The sequence below is a fragment of the Sulfurimonas sp. NW9 genome, assembly GCF_051132275.1.
GTDB lineage: Bacteria > Campylobacterota > Campylobacteria > Campylobacterales > Sulfurimonadaceae > Sulfurimonas > Sulfurimonas hydrogeniphila.
Map to the genome: position 1 here is coordinate 1,015,920 of NZ_CP093236.1, position 20,450 is coordinate 1,036,369.

The following is a 20,450-nucleotide window of genomic DNA, read 5'->3' on the forward strand; positions in this document are numbered from 1 at the left end:
TTCAATTATGAGAAATATATCTATAAGCGTTCTAAAAAGAGAAAAATATGAATATTTCCCTCAAGTTATTCGTATGCTTGGAAGTAAAATTAGACTTAATTACGTCATTGATTCGAATTGATCGCATTGAAAATGAAGTAGAAAATATTGATGATATTGGAATTCGAGGTAAAGGTTTGGATATAATTAAGAAAATTATATGTTAGTTAATAATTAAGAAGTAAATTAGAAAGGTTGTTTATGGCAAGAAAATATATATTTAACGGAAAAGAATATAAAAACCACGGAAGAAATAATAATTCTCTCGGGCGTTTAGTATATGATATTTTTACTTACTATTTAAAGAAACACCCTTATGAAACTTATGATAGTCTCAAAAAAATATTTAATAATACTCACTGCAATCTTGCTGTAGTTTATGATGAAAATGATTACAGAGAATGGAGAAAAAGAAAAACTGATTCTAGATTAGACAGTAGGTTCTTTGAGCCAATTACATATAACAACATGCAGTTGTATTTTACAACACAGTGGGGTAATAGTGGTGGAGAATGCAATAATATAGATAATTTTGTAAAGTTAGCTATTGAAGAATTACATATGCCAATAGAAGTTTTAGAAGACGGATTTATGATTGATTCTGAAGAGAAAAAAACTTTTGTAGATGCTTACTATTCTTTTGTAAAAAAGTTACCTCTCAAAAATTCTGGTCAATATGCTAAATTATTCACTACAGCAAGAAATCAACCTTTTAAAGTTTATAGGAATACTCAAGATTCTATAGTAGTTCATGCATTTACAGATTATTCAACATCAATGGTTATTACATTAAATCAATTGTCCAAAGTCGTTTTTGATAATGCTCAATATCTTTATAGTTCTTATGAACCAGTTTTAATTAATAGAATTCAAAATAATCAGCTAGTAAGATCTGAGGAAATATATAATGAAAGTGAGTCTGATGTTATTACTGGTATAGGGATTGGAATAACACAAAATAAAATCCTTTACGGACCCCCAGGAACAGGAAAAACTTATCAACTGCAACAATTGCAAAATGAATACAATAAAGATAATTATGTTACAGTCACTTTTCATCAAAGTTATGGTTATGAAGATTTTGTAGAGGGTTTGAAGGCTGAAATAAATGATAAAGGAGATGTTTATTATAAAGTTAACAATGGTATTTTTAAAGATATATGTGAACAGGCAGAAAAAACCCCTGATGAAAAATATGCAATATTTATAGATGAAATAAATAGAGGAAACATATCTAAAATATTTGGTGAACTTATTACATTGATTGAAACCTCAAAACGAGGAATGGAAATTAAACTACCATATAGTAAAAAACCATTTAAAGTTCCCAAAAACCTTTCAATTATAGGCACAATGAACACAGCCGATAGAAGTATAGCAGTCCTTGATACAGCCCTCAGAAGAAGATTCGAATTTGAAGAGATGATGCCAGAACCTTGTCATAAAGATATTTCAGATGATATTGAAGGTATAGATATTCAAAGATTACTTGCAAAAATGAATGAAAGAATAGAATTCCTTTATGATAGAGATCATACAATAGGACATGCATATTTTATAAGTTGCCAAGATTTTGAAAGTTTATCAAAAATCTTTAAAAATAAAATCATTCCTCTACTGCAAGAGTATTTTTATGATGATTGGGAAAAAATAAATTTGGTTTTAAATAATAATGGATTTATATACAGTAAAAAGTATAAACAGCAGGAGCTTTTTTCTAATTGTAAAGATTTTGATGAATTTGAAGACGATAAAAATATTTACAGTTTAAATAGTGAGGCTTTGCATGATGAAGGGAGATATATTCAAATATATGATAAAATAGAAAATCAAGCATTAGGAGATGGAAATGCCAATATTGAATCTTAACACTATGACAACATCGCAAAAGTTTATGGCGATGGAAGAGCTCTGGGAAGATATGAGCAAAAACATAAATGATGAATCTTTGACACCACAGTGGCACAAAGCTGTATTACATGAAAGAGAAAATCAAATTGCAAGTGGCGAAGCAGTATTTGAAAACTTTGATGATGCTAAACAAGATTTATTAAAAAAATTCTCATAAATGAATATACAAATATTAACTCCCGCAAAGATTGATATTTCTAATGGTGCTGACTTTTATGAGTGCCAATCACAGGGGCTGGGAAAATACTTTTTAAGTACAATTTTTTCAGATATTGAATCATTGCGAATATACTGTGGAGTTCATATCAAAATTGAAAATTACTACCGTCTTTTATCCAAGCGATTTCCATATGCAATTTATTATAAATATGATAATGAAGCAGTTTATATTTATGCAGTTTTGGACACAAGAAGTAACCCTACTTATATCAATGAAAGACTTTCTTAAATGATTTACAAAGAACATACTCTGATAAAAAAAGGAGAAATCCCAGAGAAAGCTTTTGCGGAGTTAGTGAAATTTGCTTCTTATGAAGAAAATTATAAATATCTCGACATAGCTCGTGGTGGTACTGCTCTACGCCTAAAAAATTATGTTGGTACAATCGTTACAAAAGATGGTACAACCATAGAAATATTGCCAAAAATATATGGCAGTGAAGATGACGCAACAAGCACAAAACAAACTCTTCTTAAAATGCTCAAAACATTAAAAAAATCACCATTTAAAAATATAAACAAAGCATCTTTAGAAACAACCAGTACAAATATTCTTGAGATATTTATTGCAATGTTTTTAGAAGAACTTACGGCTCTTATAAAAAAAGGAATCAAAGCAGATTATATTGAGACTGCTGATAATCTTTATTTTTTAAAAGGAAAAATAAAACTAAATAAGCAAGTTTCAAATAATTTACTGCATAAAGAGAGATTTTTCGTGGAATATGATGAATACACCACAAACAGAGCTGAAAACAGACTCATAAAAACTACACTTAATAAATTGTATCAAGTCTCTACTTCTACGAAAAATCAGCAACGATTGCGAGAGTTTATATTTATGTTTGACAATACAGATATATCACATGACATAAAAAATGATTTTAAAAAATGTAAAATAGATCGTTCTATGCTCCATTATCAGATGATAATGCAATGGTGCAGTATATTTTTAAACAATCATTCTTTTTCACCATATAAAGGTAATGATGTGGCTTATGCTTTGCTGTTTGATATGAACTTACTTTTTGAATCTTATGTCGCACATTTTTTTAAAAAGACTTATCAAAACAGGGAGATAAAAACACAAGACAGGCAATATAAACTTGTTGAATCTCATAATCTGTTTCAATTAAAGCCTGATATTGTCATGGATAAAAATATTGTGTTAGATACTAAATGGAAATTAATCAATCAAGAAAGTAAAAACTATGACTTATCACAGTCTGATTTATATCAGGTGTATGCTTATGGAAAAAAATATACGGCCAAGGATGTTTATTTAGTTTACCCTAAAACAAAAGAGTTTCAATCTTCTTTGGATATTGCTTTGGCATATGATGAGAGTTTAAATATCCATATCTTATGCTTTGATTGTTTAAATATTGAAAAAAACAGTTATGTTATCTAATAAAAGGTGTAGTTACATGTATAAGAACAAGATTGTAGGCTCTTTAATTGGTTTAGCTGTTGGAGATGCATTGGGTGCACCTTATGAATTTAAAAAACCTTCCTATGAAGTTAGCTCCCATTTTGTAGAAGGTGGTGCTCATTCTATATCAATTGGAGAATGGACTGATGATACTTCTATGGCATTATGTTTAGCACAAAGTCTTATTGAAAACAATGGTTTCAATGCAAAAGACCAAATGGATAAATATGTATCTTGGGAAGAAGATGGTTATTTTTCAACTCGTTCGCAATGTTTTGACATAGGCAATACTGTCGCACGAGCCTTGAGTACATATAGACGAACAAAAGAACCTTTTTCAGGTATAACAGGAGATGCTAATTCAGGAAATGGTTCGTTAATGCGATTAGCACCTATTGTATTACTTTATTATAAAGATATAAATAAGCTGATAAAATATGCTTCGTTAAGTTCCAAAACAACTCATAAATCTCAATTAGCAGTGGATGCCTGTATTTATTATGCCCAACTTATTGCAGGAGCTGTTAAAGGTTATTCAAAAGAAAAACTTCTATCGAATGAGTTTATAGATATACAAGATATACGAAAAGAAGTTTTAAATGTTATTAATGGCTCGTACAAAGAAGATAAAGTATATAAGCCTACTGGATATGTTATTGATACTTTAGAAACTGCTTTAATGGCATTTTATAGGTTTAATTCATTTGAAGATGGTCTTTTACATGTAATCTCTCTAGGATATGATACAGATACTGTTGGTGCTGTATATGGGCAATTGGCAGGTGCATTTTATGGGTATAAAGCTATTCCGCATAAATGGTCTTTATTATTAATGAAGCATGATATGATTTATGATGTGGCTATTAATCTTTATCAGACTGAGGTAAAAGAAACTAAAGAACATCAACTTAAAGACAAGATACATATATTGGTAGGTGATATTACAAGTATAAATGCAGATGTAGTTGTAAATGCTGCAAATTACAGTCTTTTAGGTAGTGGTGGAGGTGTTGATGGGGCTATTCACAAAGCTGGTGGTAAAGAGATATTAAAAGAGTGTGAGTTTTTAAGGAAACATGATTACCCTGATGGATTACCAACAGGGGAAGCTGTAATTACAACAGCTGGAAATATGAAAGTAAAATATATTATTCATACAGTAGGACCTCAATATCTATACGATATAAATCCATCAGTACATTTGCAATCATGTTATAAAAAATCATTTTTATTAGCAGAGAGGTATAAATGTAAATCAATAGCATTCCCTTTCATTGCCACTGGTGCATATGCATATCCAAAAAAGAAGCTGCTGCAATTGCTTATAAAATGATATTTGACTTATTGATGCATGCAGAATATGTAAAAAATGTTATATTTATTTTTTCTTCAAAAAAAGATGCTAATCTTTTTTCAGAACTTATAAATTAAATGTTTGGTGGATTTACATGTATGATGTAGCCATTATCGGAGCCGGCATAAACGGCTGTTCTGTGGCGTATGAACTTATAAAAGAGGGTAAGCGTGTGCTTCTTTTGGACAAAGAAGGCATAGCAAGTGGAGGAAGCGGTGCTGCAGGTGCTTTTATATCTCCAAAATTTTCCAAAGCCGGCGAGCTTAAAGAGCTGCTTCAAGAAGCCTTTGTCTACTCTTATGATTTTTACGATAAAAATTTCCCTTTAACCTTCACAAAAGCACAGCTTGTTCACATTGCAAAAGAGGAAGCGGATGATGCAGGCTTGGATGTATATAAACAAAGTGCACCGCTGCCACTGCAAAACATTCCGCTTGATTTATACTCGCAATTGAGTGCAGAGGCAAAAAAAAAGAGAGAGTGTTTCTATAGATGCCGGTGTCGTCGATGCCCAAAAAGTATGCAGTGATATGTCCTGCGGAGCGACATTTGTTCAAGAAAAAGCAGAGACACTGGTGTTTGATGATGAGTATTGGGTCATCAATGAAAGTTACAGCGCCAAAAATGTTGTGTTGGCAACAGGAGCATATGATATGCTCATTAAAGAGCCATACATCAAACTCCGTGGTGTTTGGGGACATCGCATAGATGTCACAACAACAACGCAAAACTGCTGTTCTGTGCATCAGCATGTCTCTATCTCCCCTTCAAAGAATGGAAAAATAGCCATAGGTGCCACACATAATGTGCATTATCATCCCGAAAAAAATAAAGAAGCGTATGACACTGAGCAGGGCAGAGCAGAGCTGTTGCAAAAAGCTTCACAAACTATGCAGTTGGAAAATGTGAAAGTCATAAAAGATTATACGGGACTGCGTTCGGGTTCTTTTGATTATCTGCCGATGATCGGTTCTTTGGTACTTTCAAGCGAAACACTGCTTACATGTAAAGGCTCTTTGCATACGAAAAAGCCTGATTATTCAGAGTATGTCTATTATCCAAACCTTTTTATGATAAACGGAAGTGGAGGTTACGGTTTTGTCTTGGCACCGTATCTGGCAAAAATACTGACAGAACATATACTGCACGGAAAAAATATCAGTGAGAGAATCAGCCCGGCAAGGTTTTTTGCGCGTTGGGCTAAAAAGAGATAATCAGAGAGATTAGATTTTTACGCGTTGCGGCGGGAGCGTTTTGAAAATTGCTTTGACTGCATTGGCACGGACCTCTCTTGCTTTTCCGCCGGCAAAAGGTGAAAGATAGTAGGCCCTCTCTATACACTCGTCCGGGTCATAATTGTTGTCATACATAAAGACCACGTTTTTATCGAGTTTGTTTACATGTAAAGAGAGTGCTCTGGCATAGGCGATGATGGCTTTGTGGTGTCTGTCGTATTTGTTTCCTATACCGAAAAAGACAAATTTTCCGCTGAGTCTGATGTTCGGTATATCAATATAGTTCAGCTGCTTGTCATATCGTGTAAGCTGAGAAGAGGTGATTTTGTCCAGGTCAGCATCAAACTCTTCCAAAATCGGCGTCGGTTCGATGTTTTCCCTGTTATAATTAAACAGATATCTGATCTGGACAAGTTTGCCTTTGTAGTGTTCTTTAAAGCCTGCGTTTAAAACATAGTCTTTTGGACTTTCATTTAGAGGGACAAATTCATCATACTTGTCAAATCCTTCTTCTTGCAAAAAACGGCTCATTTTATAACCGACTGGACTGACTTCAGGATTATACAAAAAAACAGTTCCTGCGACAGTTTTGCGTTTTTTCTTAAGCATGTTTTCTAAATCATCAACGGTGATTTTTTCCTCTTCGTTCTCATTGATATACATATACTGTTCGACTAAATAGTCCATATCAAAGTTTGTTGAAAATTTTCCAAATACTTGCATTTATTATCCTCTGGCACTTATTAGGCGAATTATACTATAATTCTTTTCATGATTTATATAGCTTTTTTAATTTTCACTTTTTTAATATTACTGTTTGCTTTTTATCAATGGCAATATTTTATGATTTTTCGTCCTACATATATAAAAGAGAGGCGTTTGTGCCAAGACTGCTCCCTTTTAAGTGCGAAAATGGATGACGGTATAGAACTTGAGGGTGCTGTGTATGAGCCGAAAAATCCGAAAAGTACCCTGCTTATGTTTGTAGGTCGGAGTCATGACGGTGTGGCCCTTCTCAACAGGCTATCCCAGGTTTATCCAAAGTCACGAATAGTAGTCTTTAACTATCGTGGTTACGGTAAAAGTGAAGGTGTGGCAAATGAGAAAAATATTTTGCAAGACAGTCTGAAAATTGCAGAGTTGGTGCAGAAAAACTATGGTGATTTTTATCTTTTGGGCTACTCTTTGGGTTCAAGTGTTGCTGCGTATGTTGCTTCAAAACATAAAGTATCAGCGCTCTTTTTGATAGGGGCCTTTGACTCCATAGGACAGCTTTTGCGCCAAAAATATTCTAAAATTTCTTATATGGCAAAGCTTTTACGGTATAAGTTCAAAACGATGCATTATATTGAAAATGTAAAAGCTGATACTTATTTGTTTGTGAGTCGGGATGATGAACTTATTCCTTTGCAAAATTCCAGAAATCTAAAAAAGCATATAAAAAATTTAGTGCATTATGAAGAGTTCAAAGGACTTTCGCATACAGAACTGTTTTGGGATCCGCGTGTTACAAATAAAATCAATGAAGTTATCACATGAGTGCAGGTTTGTATCTGAAAAAATTTCTAACATTTTTTGTAGAACCGCTTGGCTTGATTGTTACACTGTTGGCAGTCGGGCTTTACATGTTACATGTAAAGAAGATTCGTTTTGCAAAAATACTGTTTTTTTCGGGCCTGTTTTTACTGTTACTTTTTCCTATCCGCCTTTTGCAAACTTTTTGGTACAGAATCTGGAAAACCAGTACCCAAAATTTGATTATAAACAGCAGGTTAAATATATACATGTACTCGGCAACGGACATAATACGGATCCGTCTCAGCCACTCTCTTCCCAAATCAGCAGTACCGGCACAAAAAGAGTTTTAGAAGGAATACTCATACATAAAAAGATGCCGGAATCAAAATTGATTTTTACAGGATACGAGGGAGATACAAATACAACAAATGCAGCGATGAATGCAAAACTGGCACATGCTTTGGGTGTGGCATATAAAGATATGATTATAAACGGTAAACCGGCCGATACAAAAGAAGAAGCAATTTTCACCAAAACACTTGTCACAGATAAGCCTTTTGTACTGGTAACCTCTGCCACACATATGCCACGGGCTATGCTGCTTTTTCGCTCACTCGGTATGCATCCCATAGCTGCACCGACAAATTATTACAAAAGTGAGTTCAGAGGGTATCTGCAGGTTCCCAAACCTGTTTATTTTTATATTTCAAGTATAGCAGTTCATGAATACCTGGGGATACTCTGGGCAAAAAGGAGTTTTTTCTGAATTGGTATTTTAGTGCCTCAAGAGTGGAAAAAATAGCAACAGCCGGCACTGAAGTACCGATTCCAAGAGAGTGTGCAGTTCTTCGGAATCCGTGCTTCAGTACGGGCAAGAGTGGCATGAAAGCAAAAGAAAACAGTCGACACTCAAATTCGGAACCCGTACTTCAGTGCGGGCTTTGCGTCTTTCAAGATAAAAGAACTTATAAAAGTTTTTTCATCAACTCAATATGATAACTCTCCTGATAATTGATAAAATCAAAAAACCTGGCAAGCTCTTCATCTTTGATAGCATCACTTAACTCTTTGCACATAATTTTTGCAGCCTCTTCTTCGGCAATGCCGTCTTTGACAAACTCTTCCAAATCTTTGACGACATAGGTCATAGTGTGCAATTCTCTCGGAAGTGCTAAAATGCCTAATTTTGCCATCATGTTGCCAAATGATTTGAGATGAAAGTGTGACTCGTCAACCAAATCTTGAAAAACATTAAAATGCAGTACGTTTCTGGTTCGTGCCTGCATGTAGGCATAGACTAAGATAAGCTCATACTCTTTGTACGACTCTTCAAACAAAAAGAGTGTCAGTGCGTCAATTTGCTCCTGAGAAAGGTTTTTGTCTCCCCATTTACGCTGCATATTAAATGCGGTAACCTCTTGATTGTTTTTCTCATCTTTTAAAATTTGAGAAAGATACTCTAAGAGATAGGCGTCATCCGTTTTGATGCGTTCACCTAAAATGTTTTGTGGATAAAATGGCTGAGTCTCTTCTATTTGTTCTTTGAGCGCTGTAATGACTTCAAAAACTGTATTACGCTTATACAAGAGCATATCTCTGTCGTAATTATAACCCTCTCCTGTTCCCAAAGCCTCTTCGCCAAGCCATTTCATATGCCGAAAGGCAATTTGTGAAAAATCATACAAACGGGACTTGATTGTTTCATCATTTATGGCAAATGAGGCAAAAAGTACAGCAAGCCAGAGTTCATGTTTTTTTTGGTATCTTTTATTCATTTTCTTTATCCTTCTGCGCAGGTGCCGTCTCACAGCTCTCTTTCATCTTAAACAGATGCAGTTCTTCATCTGCGCCGTTTTTCCTGTTTTCAAAATTTTGAAGTGATGCCAAAAAGGCACTAAAAACAATCTCTGCACAGATAAGTTGCTGTGCTGAGAGTTTTCCCAGTTTTTCATGTATTTTTTCGACAGCAGTATTTGCGTAGTCCAAATCATTCTCTTTTATCATCTGCGTAAACATCGATCCGATAACTACGGTATCCTGACATCCGTTCGTTGCAAATTTTACATCTTTTATGATGTTGTCATCAAGTTTTGTATAAAAGATGACATACTCTTTTGTTTTTTCATCCAGAGCCACACCCACTCCGTCGGCATCATCCAGTTTTCCGTAATTTTTCGGATTCATCAGGTGTTCCAGGACTTCAGGGTTCAAGCCTTCTGGCATTTTTACATTTTCAAACATTTGTTTTCTCTTTTGAAATATTTATATTTTTTATAAGTGTAGCAAGAAAAGCATAAATTTACTCTTGAAATTCAATTTCTTTTTGGCAATTTTATGACATTGGATGCATCATTCCTGTTATGTGCTGCATAGATATTTGTAACAAGGAGATTATTCATCTTCCAAAGGTTCAAAAACATCTTTGGGTTCGCCGCAGTCCGGACATACCCAATCCTCAGGCAAATTTTCGAAGGGTGTGCCTGCAGGTATGCCATTCTCTTCATCACCCGCTTCAGGATCATAAATATAATCACATACGCTACATCTGTATTTTTGCATGAAATATCCTTCATATATAAAAATCAGTTATATCATATCATAAAAAGAGTCAATACAGAATTATGTCCTCTTAACAATGAGTTAATACGAAAGTGTTAGAATTAGCTATATTTTTTACAAGGTCTGGATGAACATGATACAAAAACTGGTTTTAGGTTTTCTTTTGCCTCTTTCGCTGCAAGCGATGAGTCTGCAGGAGACAATAGATGAGGCATTACAGCACAATAACTCTTTGAAAAAAATCTTTTTGGATAAAGAGGTTTCACAAAAAAGCAGGCGTATAAAGCAGGCACAGAACCTTGGTCGATTTGATGCTACCCTCAATTATGACCATTATAATAATGCACGAACACTGGTGCCGTTAACACCAATGCAAATCGTTTCTTCTCCAACAGGTGCCTATGAGATGCCGACAACAAATGATTTGGTCTCTACGGGTATCTCTTACAATGTGACGCTTTTTGACGGATTTGCCAAACAAAACAGCTATAAAATATCGGATTTGGCATATAAAAACACTCTTTTTAAAATAAAACTTGCAAAAGCAGAGCTCATTTACAATGTAGAAAATATTTATCTCTCTCTTTTATCACTGCAGGAGCAGCTCAAAGCACAAAAAAAGTATATAGAGGCAAAAAAGAGTCTTTACATGTATATACAAAAAGCATATAAGCTTGGAGGAAAATCAAAACTTGACATGCTGGAGGCAAAAAATACCTATGTAGAAGCAGTGGCAAATAAAAATAAGATAACCTCCAATATAGCAATTTTAAAAGCTTCTCTTTCGCAAATGATTGCCTCGGACAAATTTGACAAAGCAGAAGAGGTCAGTGTCACTTTTGAGGGCTTGCAAGAAGGCGAACCGGACCTTAAAAGCTTAAGCCGATTAAAAATTGCTGCACTAAAAAGCAATATAGCACAAAAAAGAGTCCGTACCGCAGAGGCACTGTACTATCCAAAGGTGGATTTCAGTGCATATTACGGCTACAGTATGGGGCCCAATGCAACGACAAATACTTTTGCTCAGACAGGTGTGACATATTTAAACAAAAATGACTTTAACAGTGAAAATGTATGGCAGATAGGTTTGCACCTGCAGTGGAATCTTTATGATTTCGGAGCAAAAAGTGCAGATGTGGCCAAAGAAAAGATTGCTCTGATGCAGTCAAAAATAGACAAAAGCATAACACGGTTGGAGTTGGAAAAAAATTTAAAAATTGCAAATTCCAAAATAGAAATCGCACAGGCAGACTATACAGCTTTGCAAAGCCAGTATGAACTTTTGCAGGAGATAGAAAAAGCCCAACAGATCAAGTATGAAAACAATGCACTTTCCCTTGTGGATTTGTTGGATACACAGGCAAAAAAAGAGCTGGTCTATGCCCAAATGACAGAAGCAAAATACGGGTATCAAAAGGCGAAATACTATAAAGAATATCTTTTAGAAAAGGAAGTGAAGTAGATGAAAAAAACTGTATTAATTATTTTTGGTGTGATTTTAGTAGCAGGCGCAGGAATTTTTTTGAAAAAACAAAAAGAACATGTGGCTGCTTTGCCTGCAGCAAAAGAGTATAGTAAAAGTGTAGAGACAACTGTAGCAAAGGAGAAAAATATTTCTCGTACGAGAGAATTTTTGGCAGAGGTGTTTTCTTTGAAGCAGGCAGATATTGCTTCAAAATTTACAGCAAATATCAAAAAAATATATGTGCATGAAAATGACAAAGTAAAAAAAGGGGAACTTTTGGTGACGCTTGATGATAAGGATATTTTAGCAAATCTTGCATCACTCAAAGCACAGAAAAAAGCATTTATGCTTGATTTAAAAAATGCTCAGGATATTTTGCAAAGAAATAAAAAGCTTTATGCAATCGAAGCTGTTTCCAAAGAGATACTTGATGCTTCGAATGCAAAGTATCAGACAAAACGTTCAGCTGTCAAATCGACGGAGGCAAAAATAACACAAACAAAGGTACAGTTGAATTACCTGAATCTTGTAGCCCCTTTTGACGGTGTTATCGGCTCTAAACTCCTGGATGAAGGGTCCATCGCTCCGGCAGGAAAACCTGTTGTCACGCTCAATACACAGAAGCAAAAGCTGACTTTTTCTTTTTCCCAAAATCAGATACCAATAGCCAAAGGACAAAAGGTTTACCTGCAAAAAAGCTTGATAGGAAGAGTCAGCAAGGTTTATGATGATGCAAAAAATGCTCTGCTCGTTGCCGAAGTCACACTGCAAAAACGCATAGATTTTGCAAACAAATCTTTTGTTCATATCAACGTTGAAATTGCAAATGCAAAGGGATGCAGTGTTCCTTTAAATGCACTTTTGCATACACAAGAGGGTGTATATGTAATGCAATACAAAGAAGGCAAATTTTCAAAACTTGCCGTTGACCTGCTTTTGGAAGACAACAGAGCGGCTGTCGTATCTCCATGTCCAAAGTATAGCGTGGCTCTGGGTTCTGAAGCAAAACTTTCTATGCTTCCAGCCTATGGAAAGATAATAATCGACAAGGCGCAGACGCATGAAAAATAGTTTTTCCATAGTGGATTTTTTACTTTCAAGACCCTATTTTATTATTTCATTTTTGGCACTGTTTTTATTTTTGGGCCTTGTCGGGTACAACAAAATAGACAGAAAACTTTTTCCGGATTCCAATTATCCAACTGTAGCTGTGGTAATTGTAGAACCGGGAGAATCAGCGAAAGGTTTGGCGGCGAATGTTTCCATTCCTGTGGAAGAGGAGCTGTATACACTGGACAAAATAAGAAGAGTCTACTCAACAACCATTGATGAAGTGAGTGTGATTTCTGCCGAGTTTGAGTATACAAAAAATATTGACAGTGCTACAAGTGATGTCTCCAATGCGCTTGATAAAATCAGGGCCAAACTGCCTGCATCCATTTTAAATCCCCAGATTATAAAAATAACAGAAGCAACTGCCCCGATAGTGACATATGCAGTCAGTGCAAAAGAGGGAAATGTCTCTTTGGAAGATATCAGGCAAATTGTGCAAACACAGATAAAGCATAAGCTTATTAAAGTACAGGGTGTTGCCAATGTGGATGTATTTGGCGGCTATGAAAAAGAGATAGAGGTTATCGTCGATAAAGAAAAACTTGAGCGCTACAATCTTGATATAGCCCTGGTTGTTGCCAAATTACGGGCAAATGATAATGACTTTGCTATTGGATTTATTACAGGAAAAGACAAAAGATATCTTTTGCGGGCCCAGGGAAAACGTGATACTGTAGCCAAGCTGAAAAAAGTCAGTATTACCAAAGAGATACAACTGCAAGATATTGCAAAAGTCTATTTTGGACATTATGACAACAGTGCCGAATACTATGGAAATTCAAAAAATGCTATCGCCATTGCTGTACAGAGAACCGGTAATGCTGATGTAATAAGAACAATCGCACGAGTAGAAAAAGAGATACAAAAACTGCAAAACAAATATAAAATCTCTCTTTTGTAATTACCGATACGCAAAAAGACACTATAGTGCAAAGTACAAACAATATGTTTGAATCTTTGCGCGATGCCATCATTATGTCGACGCTTGTTGTTTTTTTCTTTTTGGCATCTTTTCGTCAAGTTTTGGTTGTTTTGGTTACCATTCCACTTGTTTATGCTACCACTATAGCCCTTATGTGGATTATGGATATAGAGTTTAATGTTGTCACGCTTACCGCCATTATATTGGCACTGGGACTTCTTTTGGATGATGCTGTAGTCGTGATGGAAAACATTGAAAGGCATTACAGAGAACTCCATGATGAGATACACAAAGCTGTCTATAACGGAACCAAAGAGATTATGTTTGCAGATTTGAGCGGAACGATCACAACGATGATAGCCCTCTCTCCTATGCTTTTTGTAGGAGGATATCCGCAGACAATTTTCCAACCGCTTGTAGCAACACTGCTTTTGGCACTGGCAGCTTCGTATGTTATATCTATAACGGCTGTGCCTCTGTTGTCACTGAAAATTCTTACCATCAAATCTCCTTTTGTTTTAAAGAGCGAAGCTTTTTTTGAAAAAATCACAGGAGGATTCAGCAGTGCAATCGCCGATTTTTTTGTGCGTGCCGTCTCTTTGGGTGCAAAGAAAAAAAGCATTGCATTGTTGTATGTGGCGGTACTTTTTCTGCTCTTTTTTACAAGTGTCAAAGGTGTTATGCCAACTGTCGGACAGGAACTGATGCCGCCTATGGATACAGGAGGAGTAAGAATCAGCATCACAGTGGATCCGAATCTGCCTATAGAAGCGAGTAAAAAAGTAGTAGAAGAGGCAAACAAAATCATAACAAAACAGGGAGAACTTTTGTATCTCTCAAGTGCCATTGGAAGCGAAGCGGGTGTTATGAGTATAGGAAGCGGCAGTTCTATAGACCACATCAGCATATCGGCAACCTATGTAGACAGATACAAAAGAAAAGAGAGTATCTGGCAGATAGAACGCAAACTGCGTGAAGCACTGAATAAAATAAAAAATGTAAACAGTGTGGATGTTGTAGATTATGGTGCAACAGCGATTGCGAGTCTTCGTGCAAATATTGATGTAACACTCTACAGCGATGATGTGACAAAACTGCAAAAGGCCGGTGACATTGTTGCGGATGCAATGCAACATACAGGCGGGGTCGTCAGTGTTTCAAGAACCTGGCTTGCGAGCAAAAGAGTTTATGAATTCAGTATAGACGAGAAAAAAGCTGCCTATTACGGTTTAAGCAACGAAGAGATAGCCAAACAACTCCAACTCTTTGTACGCGGGGCAAAAGCAGCCTCATTTTATCTGCAAAACAGTGCGGATTTTGGCATAAGAGTATGGGTAGACAAGAAAAAGAGAGAAAGTATTGAAGAAATTAAAGACTATCTTGTTACGACAAAAAGAGGAAAAATACCTTTGCGTGATATGGTAAAGATCACAATGGTGCAGGAGCCGTCTCTGATTACAAGAGAAGGATTGCAATATACTCTGAATGTGTACGGTTTTCGGGAAAAGGCGGCGATTTCTCATATAATGGCAAATTTTGACAAAGCCTTTGCAGGTAAAGTATTGCCCGATGGTGTAACAATGGAGCAGACGGGAGATATAAAACAGTTTAAAAACTCTGCAGGAAGAATGGTAGGGGCCATTGGTTTTGCAGTTATATTGATACTTTTTACCCTCATCGCCATGTTCAACTCTGTAAAAATTTCAATGATGATAGTCTTTTCGATACCGCTTACCATTATAGGGGCTTCGTGGATGATGCTTCTTATGCACTACCATACCTCTATGCCGGCAATGATGGGATTCATTCTCTTGAGTGGTATTATCGTCAACAATGCGATCCTTCTAATCCATTTTGCACTCGAAAATATGAAAGAAGGATACAGTACTTTTGAAGCAATGGTTGAGAGTATCAAGATACGAACGCGGCCTGTTCTTATGACAGCGTTTGCAACTTCTGCCGGTATGCTGCCTGTCGCGCTTGGATCTGCCATTGGGTTGGAGCGTTTGGCACCGCTTGGAACGGTAGCAATTGGCGGTTTGATTGTAGGTACCTTTTTGACTCTGCTGTTTATACCGCTTGTATTTATCTGGAGCGTGAAACCGAAGGAAGTCTAGTATTTGATTTTTGCAAGATAAAGCCCGTTTGGAGGTGCCGGTTTGATTTTGTACTTTTGGGTGCAGTTGAGCTGTGCTTGTATTGCATCTTTAGTGAGTGTCAAAAGTGCACCGACCATCAGTCTGATTGGCTGCGCAAAAATCCGTTGGCCTCAAAGTATAAAACAATGTAGTCTTTGTGCTGATAGGCAAAAGCTCTGTATATAATTCTTGTAGTAGATTTTACGTCACTGCCTGTTTTCATAAACTGTCTGAAATCATGCTCTCCGACAAAAAGAGCGATGTTTTGCTGTATCTGTTGCAGGTTTACATCCTCTAAAAAAGTAACAAAATCACTTTCAAAAGGATTTTTCTGTTTTGTTTTAATGATGTAACGGTAGCTTCTTTTTTTTGCACTGTATCGTGCATGAAAATCATCCTTTACATGTATGATTCTTTTTACATGTAAAGCATCACAGAGCATTTTATTGAGAACTTTTTTGAGTTTTTCCATATCATCCCAGTAGGGCGGTAAATCTATATGACAGACCTGCATAGTAGCATGGACGCCTTTGTCAGTTCGCCCGCTTGCACGACTTTCTGCTCAATTCCCAGTTTTTTCAAAACATTTTCAAGCTCACCAAGGACTGTATCAGATGTCTCTTTTTGTGTTTGAGAACCAAAAAAATGAGTGCCGTTATAGGCTAAATGCAATGCTGCTCTCATGTGAATTAAAACTTATTGACGATAGTTTTTCTATAGATGGCATATGTTATTATCAGCCATGAAAGTGCAACAACAGGAATCGTATAGTATTGAAACATTTTTTCCAAACCTATTGTCATTCCATAAAATAAAACTATGCTTACAAAGAGATATAAATAGACTTTAGACTTCTGATGTCTTACCTGAACTATACCGATGCTTGCGATTAAAAAAAGTGTTATCATCGGAAAGAGACTCAGCAAGGTATCTTTAATGAAGATATGTTTTTTTCTCCCGGCATTCTCTTTTGAGAGCCAGTACTGCAAGGGTTGTTCATAGGTGGTCAAGTCTGCTTTGAGCGTATCGTTGATAAGCATCTCTTGGAAATTTATCTGAGAAAATTTTTCTTTTGAATAACTGTAACCCTCTCCATCCATTAACTGAAGACGTAAAATTCCCGAATCGTTAATAACTTTGGCTTTTTTTGCAGCAATGAGTATCTCTTCTTCCTGTTTTTTGTTAAACAAAAATACCTTGGAAAAGGTACCGTCTTCGTTTTTTGCTCCAATGTATAAAAGCCAGTCCCCAAAACTGTTTCCAAATTCACTAGCTGCAAGATTGAATTTTGCTTCACTCTTTTTATAGGAGAGGAAGTTTTTTGACAAAGTAGTCGTATGGGGTGCAACAACCAGGAAGTTAAATGCCAGCAGCAGACTTAATATGAAAGCAGGTTTGAAAAAGGTTCTGATGATAAAACCCGGTGCAATTCCAAGTGAAAAAATAACGATTATTTCATTGTCATTTGAAAGTTTAAACAAAGAAAGTGTTGCTGCGACAAAAAATGTAATAGGCAGCGTATAAAAAAGAATTTCAGGCAGTATGAAAAGATACAGTTTGCCCATTTCCAAAATAGTCAGTTGAATAACTGCCGTATAGGTAGAGAGTTTAATTAAAAATATTACCGATGCTATGACAAACAACGGCAAAAATATGGACATAAAAAGAGCAGAAAAGTTACTCAGTATATATTTTTTTAATCTCAGCATTAGTAGTTTGCCTCGATGTATCTGAGTATTTGAGAATCATACACATAGACTATGAAAGTTGCAAGTGCCAAAAAAGGCACAAAGGGGACGCGTTGTTCCTCTTTTGATTTGTTAAGAAGCAAGAGCATAACCGGCAAAGCCAAGAGGGCTGAGAGAAAAATGGCAACAAGACCAAGTTTGACTCCTAAAAGTGCGCCCATTGCAGCCGCTACCATAATGTCGCCTTCTCCCATAGCTTCTATAAAAGGTGTCCTGTCATAGTGCCTGTTCCAGGATGTTTTCGTTTTTAGTCCGGCTCTAAATACAGATGATGTTAAGTAATAAGAAAGAGTAAAACGCAGGAGTGTAAAACCACCGGCAAAAAGGAGGGCGTTTTCCAGGTTAAGAACAAAACCTTGAATACTCCATGCGCCGAGTATGGCAAAGAAAATAGCCAAGAGGTTGAGTGAATCGGGTACCATTTTGTATCTGAAATCTATAACCGAAAGCGCTAAAAGCATCAAAAAACTCAAAGCTATGAAAAATGCCGGCAGATTCAGTCCGAATTTATTGGCAAGAATGACAAAAATAAAACCTGAGAGAAGTTCTATAAGCGGGTACTGCACAGAAATATGTGATTTGCAGTAGGCACATTTTCCTGCTAGAAAAATCCATGAAAAAAGCGGAATGTTATGCCAGGGTTTGAGCTTTTCATTGCATGCAGGGCAGTGTGACGCATCAAAAACAACGCTTTCTCCCTTTGGTATGCGAAGAATGACAACATTTAAAAAAGAACCAAAAAGTATACCGAGTATAAAAGCTATGCCAAGTTCCATCATTTTAAACCACCAAATCGTCTTTCAATTTTTGTAAATTTTTGTAGAATTTTTTCTAATTCTTTACATGTAAAGTCCGGCCAGAGCGTATCTGTAAAAAAAAGCTCTGCATATGCCGACTGCCAAAGCAGAAAGTTTGAAAGCCGCTTGTCTCCTCCGGTACGAATGAGTATATCTACGGCTACTTTGCAGTCAAGTGCATTGTTAAGCATCTCCAGTGTGATGTTCTCATCCTGTTTTTTTAAAGAATTTATAGCACGAAGAATCTCATCCTGCGCACCGTAGTTCAGGGCGAGACTCTGCACCAACCCGTCACAATGCGCCGTTTTTTCTTCTACCGTCTGTATGGTTTTTTGCAGTGATTTTGAAAAAGCACGAATGTCGCCGATAGCTTCAAACCTGACATTGTTTTGCAAGTAAGAAGGTAACTCGTCTTTGAGATATTTTTCCAAAAGTTTCATTAAAAACTCAACTTCGAGACGTGGTCTTTTCCAGTTTTCGGTTGAAAAGGCATAAAGTGTTAAGCGTTCTATATCTTCATCATTTGAACAATAGGTTGTGATTGCTTTGACGACTTTTGCACCTGCTTCATGCCCTTTGACTCTTTTTTTGCCCTGTTGCTCTGCCCATCGTCCATTTCCGTCCATTATGATGGCTATATGTCTGGCCTTGTTCATCATCTATTCTTGCAGCTCTTTTGCATTTTTGATTATTTCAAAAGATACATGCAATTTGTCCGCTTTTGGTATGTGCACATTTTTTTGTGGTGTAATAAAGTCTATTTCATTTTCGTCACTGCCAAAGCTTGAGGCATTTTGTAAAACATTGAGACAGACCGCGTCAAGTTTTTTCTCCTGTAACATTTTTTTTGCATTTGTTTCGGCTTTTTCTTTCTCCATTTCTGCTTTAAAACCTATGACTGTAATGCCTTCTTTTTCAATTGTACTTAAAATGTCAATATTTTTTTTCAGACTCAGTTCCCACTTTTCACCCAAATCCTCTTTTTTAAGTTTGGTATTTTGAGGAAATTCAGGAACATAGTCACTCACTGCCGCTGCCATAAAGAGATAGGGCTTTTTTTGGATAAGATGAATATGCTCGTCACGTATGAGTGTCGCTTTTGAAAGCTTGCCTTTTTTTGCAATGCGTATGGAATCGACAAGATACTCAAGCATCTCCTGTGTGTCTTCTACGTCTATTTTATGCATATTGACAGGCAGGTCACGGTCAAATTTTGTGGCGATGAGATTAACATCTGCCCCTTTTAAATAGAGTGCAGTTGCCAAAGCCGATGCCATTTTTCCGCTTGAAAAGTTTGAGATGTAGCGTACTTCATCAATCTTTTCAATCGTGCCTCCGCCGGTTACTATCACCCGTCTGTGTTCCCAAAACTCCTCTTTTAAAAGTTCACGGCAGGTTTGATAAAAAATATCCAAAGGATCGGCCATAGCGCCGTCACCGACAGTCTTGCAGGCCAACTCTTTTGTCTGCGTCTCTAAAATAGTATAGTTTGCAATGCCGAGCATCTTCAAATTTGCCTGAGTGATTGGATTTTGGAGCATATTTGTATTTGCCGAGGGTGCCAAAATTTTCATACCGTTAAAAGCAAGCGCGCATTGCAGCAGCATATTGTCTGCAATGGCATTGGCAAGTTTGGCGATGGTGTTTGCCGTTGCAGGAGCAATGACCATGATGTCTGCCCATTGGGTGATTTTAATGTGGTTATGCTCATTTGCCCAGGACTCGTTTGTGTCATCAAGGACCTGATTTGAAGTGAGTGTTTCAAAAGTGAGCGGAGTTATAAATTTTTTTGCACTCTCACTCATAACAATCTTTACCTCTGCTCCGGCTTTAATGAATTCTCTGACGAGTTCGAGTGTTTTGTACACAGCAATAGAACCGGTTACACCAAGGAGAATTTTTTTATCTTTGATTAAATTTGTTGGAATATTCATTCAAAATCTCTTCATTATATTTTCTAGTATTTTATCTAAAAATACTTAGAAATACTAAAGGAACTT

23 protein-coding genes are annotated in these 20,450 nt (G+C 36.4%); 13 read left to right on the plus strand and 10 right to left on the minus strand.

The features are described 5' to 3' along the window. Window positions 1-240 precede the first annotated feature (240 nt). The 7 genes from MLC44_RS05800 to MLC44_RS05830 all read left to right on the plus strand — a co-directional run bounded on the left by MLC44_RS05800 (window position 241) and on the right by MLC44_RS05830 (window position 6,169). Window positions 241-1,908 carry an McrB family protein gene (locus MLC44_RS05800; RefSeq protein ID WP_434658786.1) on the plus strand — a complete coding sequence of 556 codons (1,668 nt, stop codon included), beginning with the start codon at window positions 241-243 and terminating at the stop codon, window positions 1,906-1,908. After that, window positions 1,889-2,107 carry an addiction module protein gene (locus MLC44_RS05805; RefSeq protein WP_434658787.1) on the plus strand — a complete coding sequence of 73 codons (219 nt, stop codon included), beginning with the start codon at window positions 1,889-1,891 and terminating at the stop codon, window positions 2,105-2,107. Before MLC44_RS05800 ends, MLC44_RS05805 begins: the two co-directional genes overlap by 20 nt. Then, window positions 2,108-2,398, plus strand: a complete 291-nt coding sequence (locus tag MLC44_RS05810; protein WP_434658788.1) for a type II toxin-antitoxin system RelE/ParE family toxin — start codon at window positions 2,108-2,110, stop codon at window positions 2,396-2,398. Then, entirely contained in the window at window positions 2,399-3,580 is a 1,182-nt protein-coding gene (locus MLC44_RS05815; RefSeq protein ID WP_434658789.1) for an McrC family protein, read from the plus strand. A 16-nt stretch (window positions 3,581-3,596) separates the two neighbouring features. After that, window positions 3,597-4,934, plus strand: a complete 1,338-nt coding sequence (locus MLC44_RS05820) for an ADP-ribosylglycohydrolase family protein (RefSeq protein WP_434658790.1) — start codon at window positions 3,597-3,599, stop codon at window positions 4,932-4,934. 115 nt (window positions 4,935-5,049) lie between these two features. Beyond that, window positions 5,050-5,484 carry an FAD-dependent oxidoreductase gene (locus MLC44_RS05825; protein WP_434658791.1) on the plus strand — a complete coding sequence of 145 codons (435 nt, stop codon included), beginning with the start codon at window positions 5,050-5,052 and terminating at the stop codon, window positions 5,482-5,484. Then, a complete protein-coding gene (locus MLC44_RS05830; protein ID WP_434658792.1) occupies window positions 5,411-6,169 on the plus strand; it encodes an NAD(P)/FAD-dependent oxidoreductase in 759 nt (252 codons plus the stop codon). The genes MLC44_RS05825 and MLC44_RS05830 overlap by 74 nt, the downstream gene beginning before the upstream one ends. 9 nt (window positions 6,170-6,178) lie before the next feature. Here MLC44_RS05830 and MLC44_RS05835 read toward each other — a convergent pair whose 3' ends face one another. After that, entirely contained in the window at window positions 6,179-6,913 is a 735-nt protein-coding gene (locus MLC44_RS05835) for a hypothetical protein (protein ID WP_434581577.1), read from the minus strand. Between the two features lie 120 nt (window positions 6,914-7,033). Between MLC44_RS05835 and MLC44_RS05840 the strand changes: the two genes are divergently transcribed. Together MLC44_RS05840 and MLC44_RS05845 are read left to right on the plus strand one after the other, a co-directional pair. Next, window positions 7,034-7,729 carry an alpha/beta hydrolase gene (locus tag MLC44_RS05840; protein ID WP_434581578.1) on the plus strand — a complete coding sequence of 232 codons (696 nt, stop codon included), beginning with the start codon at window positions 7,034-7,036 and terminating at the stop codon, window positions 7,727-7,729. After that, window positions 7,713-8,474, plus strand: coding sequence for an ElyC/SanA/YdcF family protein (locus MLC44_RS05845; RefSeq protein WP_434658793.1), 762 nt, complete (start codon window positions 7,713-7,715; stop codon window positions 8,472-8,474). Before MLC44_RS05840 ends, MLC44_RS05845 begins: the two co-directional genes overlap by 17 nt. A gap of 199 nt (window positions 8,475-8,673) precedes the next feature. Here MLC44_RS05845 and MLC44_RS05850 read toward each other — a convergent pair whose 3' ends face one another. The 3 genes from MLC44_RS05850 to rd all read right to left on the minus strand — a co-directional run bounded on the left by MLC44_RS05850 (window position 8,674) and on the right by rd (window position 10,267). After that, window positions 8,674-9,483, minus strand: coding sequence for an iron-binding protein (locus MLC44_RS05850; protein ID WP_434658794.1), 810 nt, complete (start codon window positions 9,481-9,483; stop codon window positions 8,674-8,676). Further along, entirely contained in the window at window positions 9,476-9,949 is a 474-nt protein-coding gene (locus tag MLC44_RS05855) for an iron-sulfur cluster assembly scaffold protein (protein WP_434658795.1), read from the minus strand. Before MLC44_RS05855 ends, MLC44_RS05850 begins: the two co-directional genes overlap by 8 nt. Before the next feature lie 150 nt (window positions 9,950-10,099). Further along, window positions 10,100-10,267, minus strand: a complete 168-nt coding sequence (rd, locus tag MLC44_RS05860; RefSeq protein ID WP_434658796.1) for a rubredoxin — start codon at window positions 10,265-10,267, stop codon at window positions 10,100-10,102. A gap of 133 nt (window positions 10,268-10,400) precedes the next feature. Here rd and MLC44_RS05865 point away from each other — a divergent pair, with 133 nt between their 5' ends. The 4 genes from MLC44_RS05865 to MLC44_RS05880 are packed head-to-tail and all read left to right on the plus strand — an operon-like array spanning window position 10,401 to window position 15,884. Continuing rightward, a complete protein-coding gene (locus MLC44_RS05865; RefSeq protein ID WP_434658797.1) occupies window positions 10,401-11,729 on the plus strand; it encodes a TolC family protein in 1,329 nt (442 codons plus the stop codon). After that, the gene (locus MLC44_RS05870) at window positions 11,730-12,803 is read left to right on the plus strand and encodes an efflux RND transporter periplasmic adaptor subunit (protein ID WP_434658798.1); all 1,074 of its coding nucleotides are present in this window, start codon (window positions 11,730-11,732) and stop codon (window positions 12,801-12,803) included. It abuts the gene before it with no gap. After that, window positions 12,793-13,746: an efflux RND transporter permease subunit gene (locus MLC44_RS05875; protein ID WP_434658799.1), complete on the plus strand. Its 954-nt coding sequence runs from the start codon at window positions 12,793-12,795 to the stop codon at window positions 13,744-13,746. The genes MLC44_RS05870 and MLC44_RS05875 overlap by 11 nt, the downstream gene beginning before the upstream one ends. After that, window positions 13,746-15,884: an efflux RND transporter permease subunit gene (locus MLC44_RS05880; protein ID WP_434658868.1), complete on the plus strand. Its 2,139-nt coding sequence runs from the start codon at window positions 13,746-13,748 to the stop codon at window positions 15,882-15,884. The genes MLC44_RS05875 and MLC44_RS05880 overlap by 1 nt, the downstream gene beginning before the upstream one ends. 118 nt (window positions 15,885-16,002) lie before the next feature. Here the strand turns inward: MLC44_RS05880 and MLC44_RS05885 are convergent, their stop codons facing one another. The 6 genes from MLC44_RS05885 to coaBC are packed head-to-tail and all read right to left on the minus strand — an operon-like array spanning window position 16,003 to window position 20,384. After that, window positions 16,003-16,419, minus strand: coding sequence for a hypothetical protein (locus MLC44_RS05885; protein WP_434658800.1), 417 nt, complete (start codon window positions 16,417-16,419; stop codon window positions 16,003-16,005). Next, window positions 16,401-16,577, minus strand: coding sequence for a hypothetical protein (locus MLC44_RS05890; RefSeq protein ID WP_434658801.1), 177 nt, complete (start codon window positions 16,575-16,577; stop codon window positions 16,401-16,403). The genes MLC44_RS05885 and MLC44_RS05890 overlap by 19 nt, the downstream gene beginning before the upstream one ends. Window positions 16,578-16,594: 17 nt before the next feature. Then, window positions 16,595-17,614 (minus strand): LptF/LptG family permease, encoded by a 1,020-nt coding sequence (locus MLC44_RS05895; RefSeq protein WP_151900437.1) that lies wholly within the window; start codon window positions 17,612-17,614, stop codon window positions 16,595-16,597. After that, window positions 17,614-18,429, minus strand: coding sequence for a prepilin peptidase (locus MLC44_RS05900; protein ID WP_151901523.1), 816 nt, complete (start codon window positions 18,427-18,429; stop codon window positions 17,614-17,616). Before MLC44_RS05900 ends, MLC44_RS05895 begins: the two co-directional genes overlap by 1 nt. Continuing rightward, window positions 18,429-19,106 carry a di-trans,poly-cis-decaprenylcistransferase gene (locus MLC44_RS05905; RefSeq protein ID WP_151900436.1) on the minus strand — a complete coding sequence of 226 codons (678 nt, stop codon included), beginning with the start codon at window positions 19,104-19,106 and terminating at the stop codon, window positions 18,429-18,431. Before MLC44_RS05905 ends, MLC44_RS05900 begins: the two co-directional genes overlap by 1 nt. Window positions 19,107-19,109: 3 nt before the next feature. Continuing rightward, window positions 19,110-20,384: a bifunctional phosphopantothenoylcysteine decarboxylase/phosphopantothenate--cysteine ligase CoaBC gene (coaBC, locus tag MLC44_RS05910; RefSeq protein WP_434658802.1), complete on the minus strand. Its 1,275-nt coding sequence runs from the start codon at window positions 20,382-20,384 to the stop codon at window positions 19,110-19,112. Window positions 20,385-20,450 lie beyond the last annotated feature (66 nt).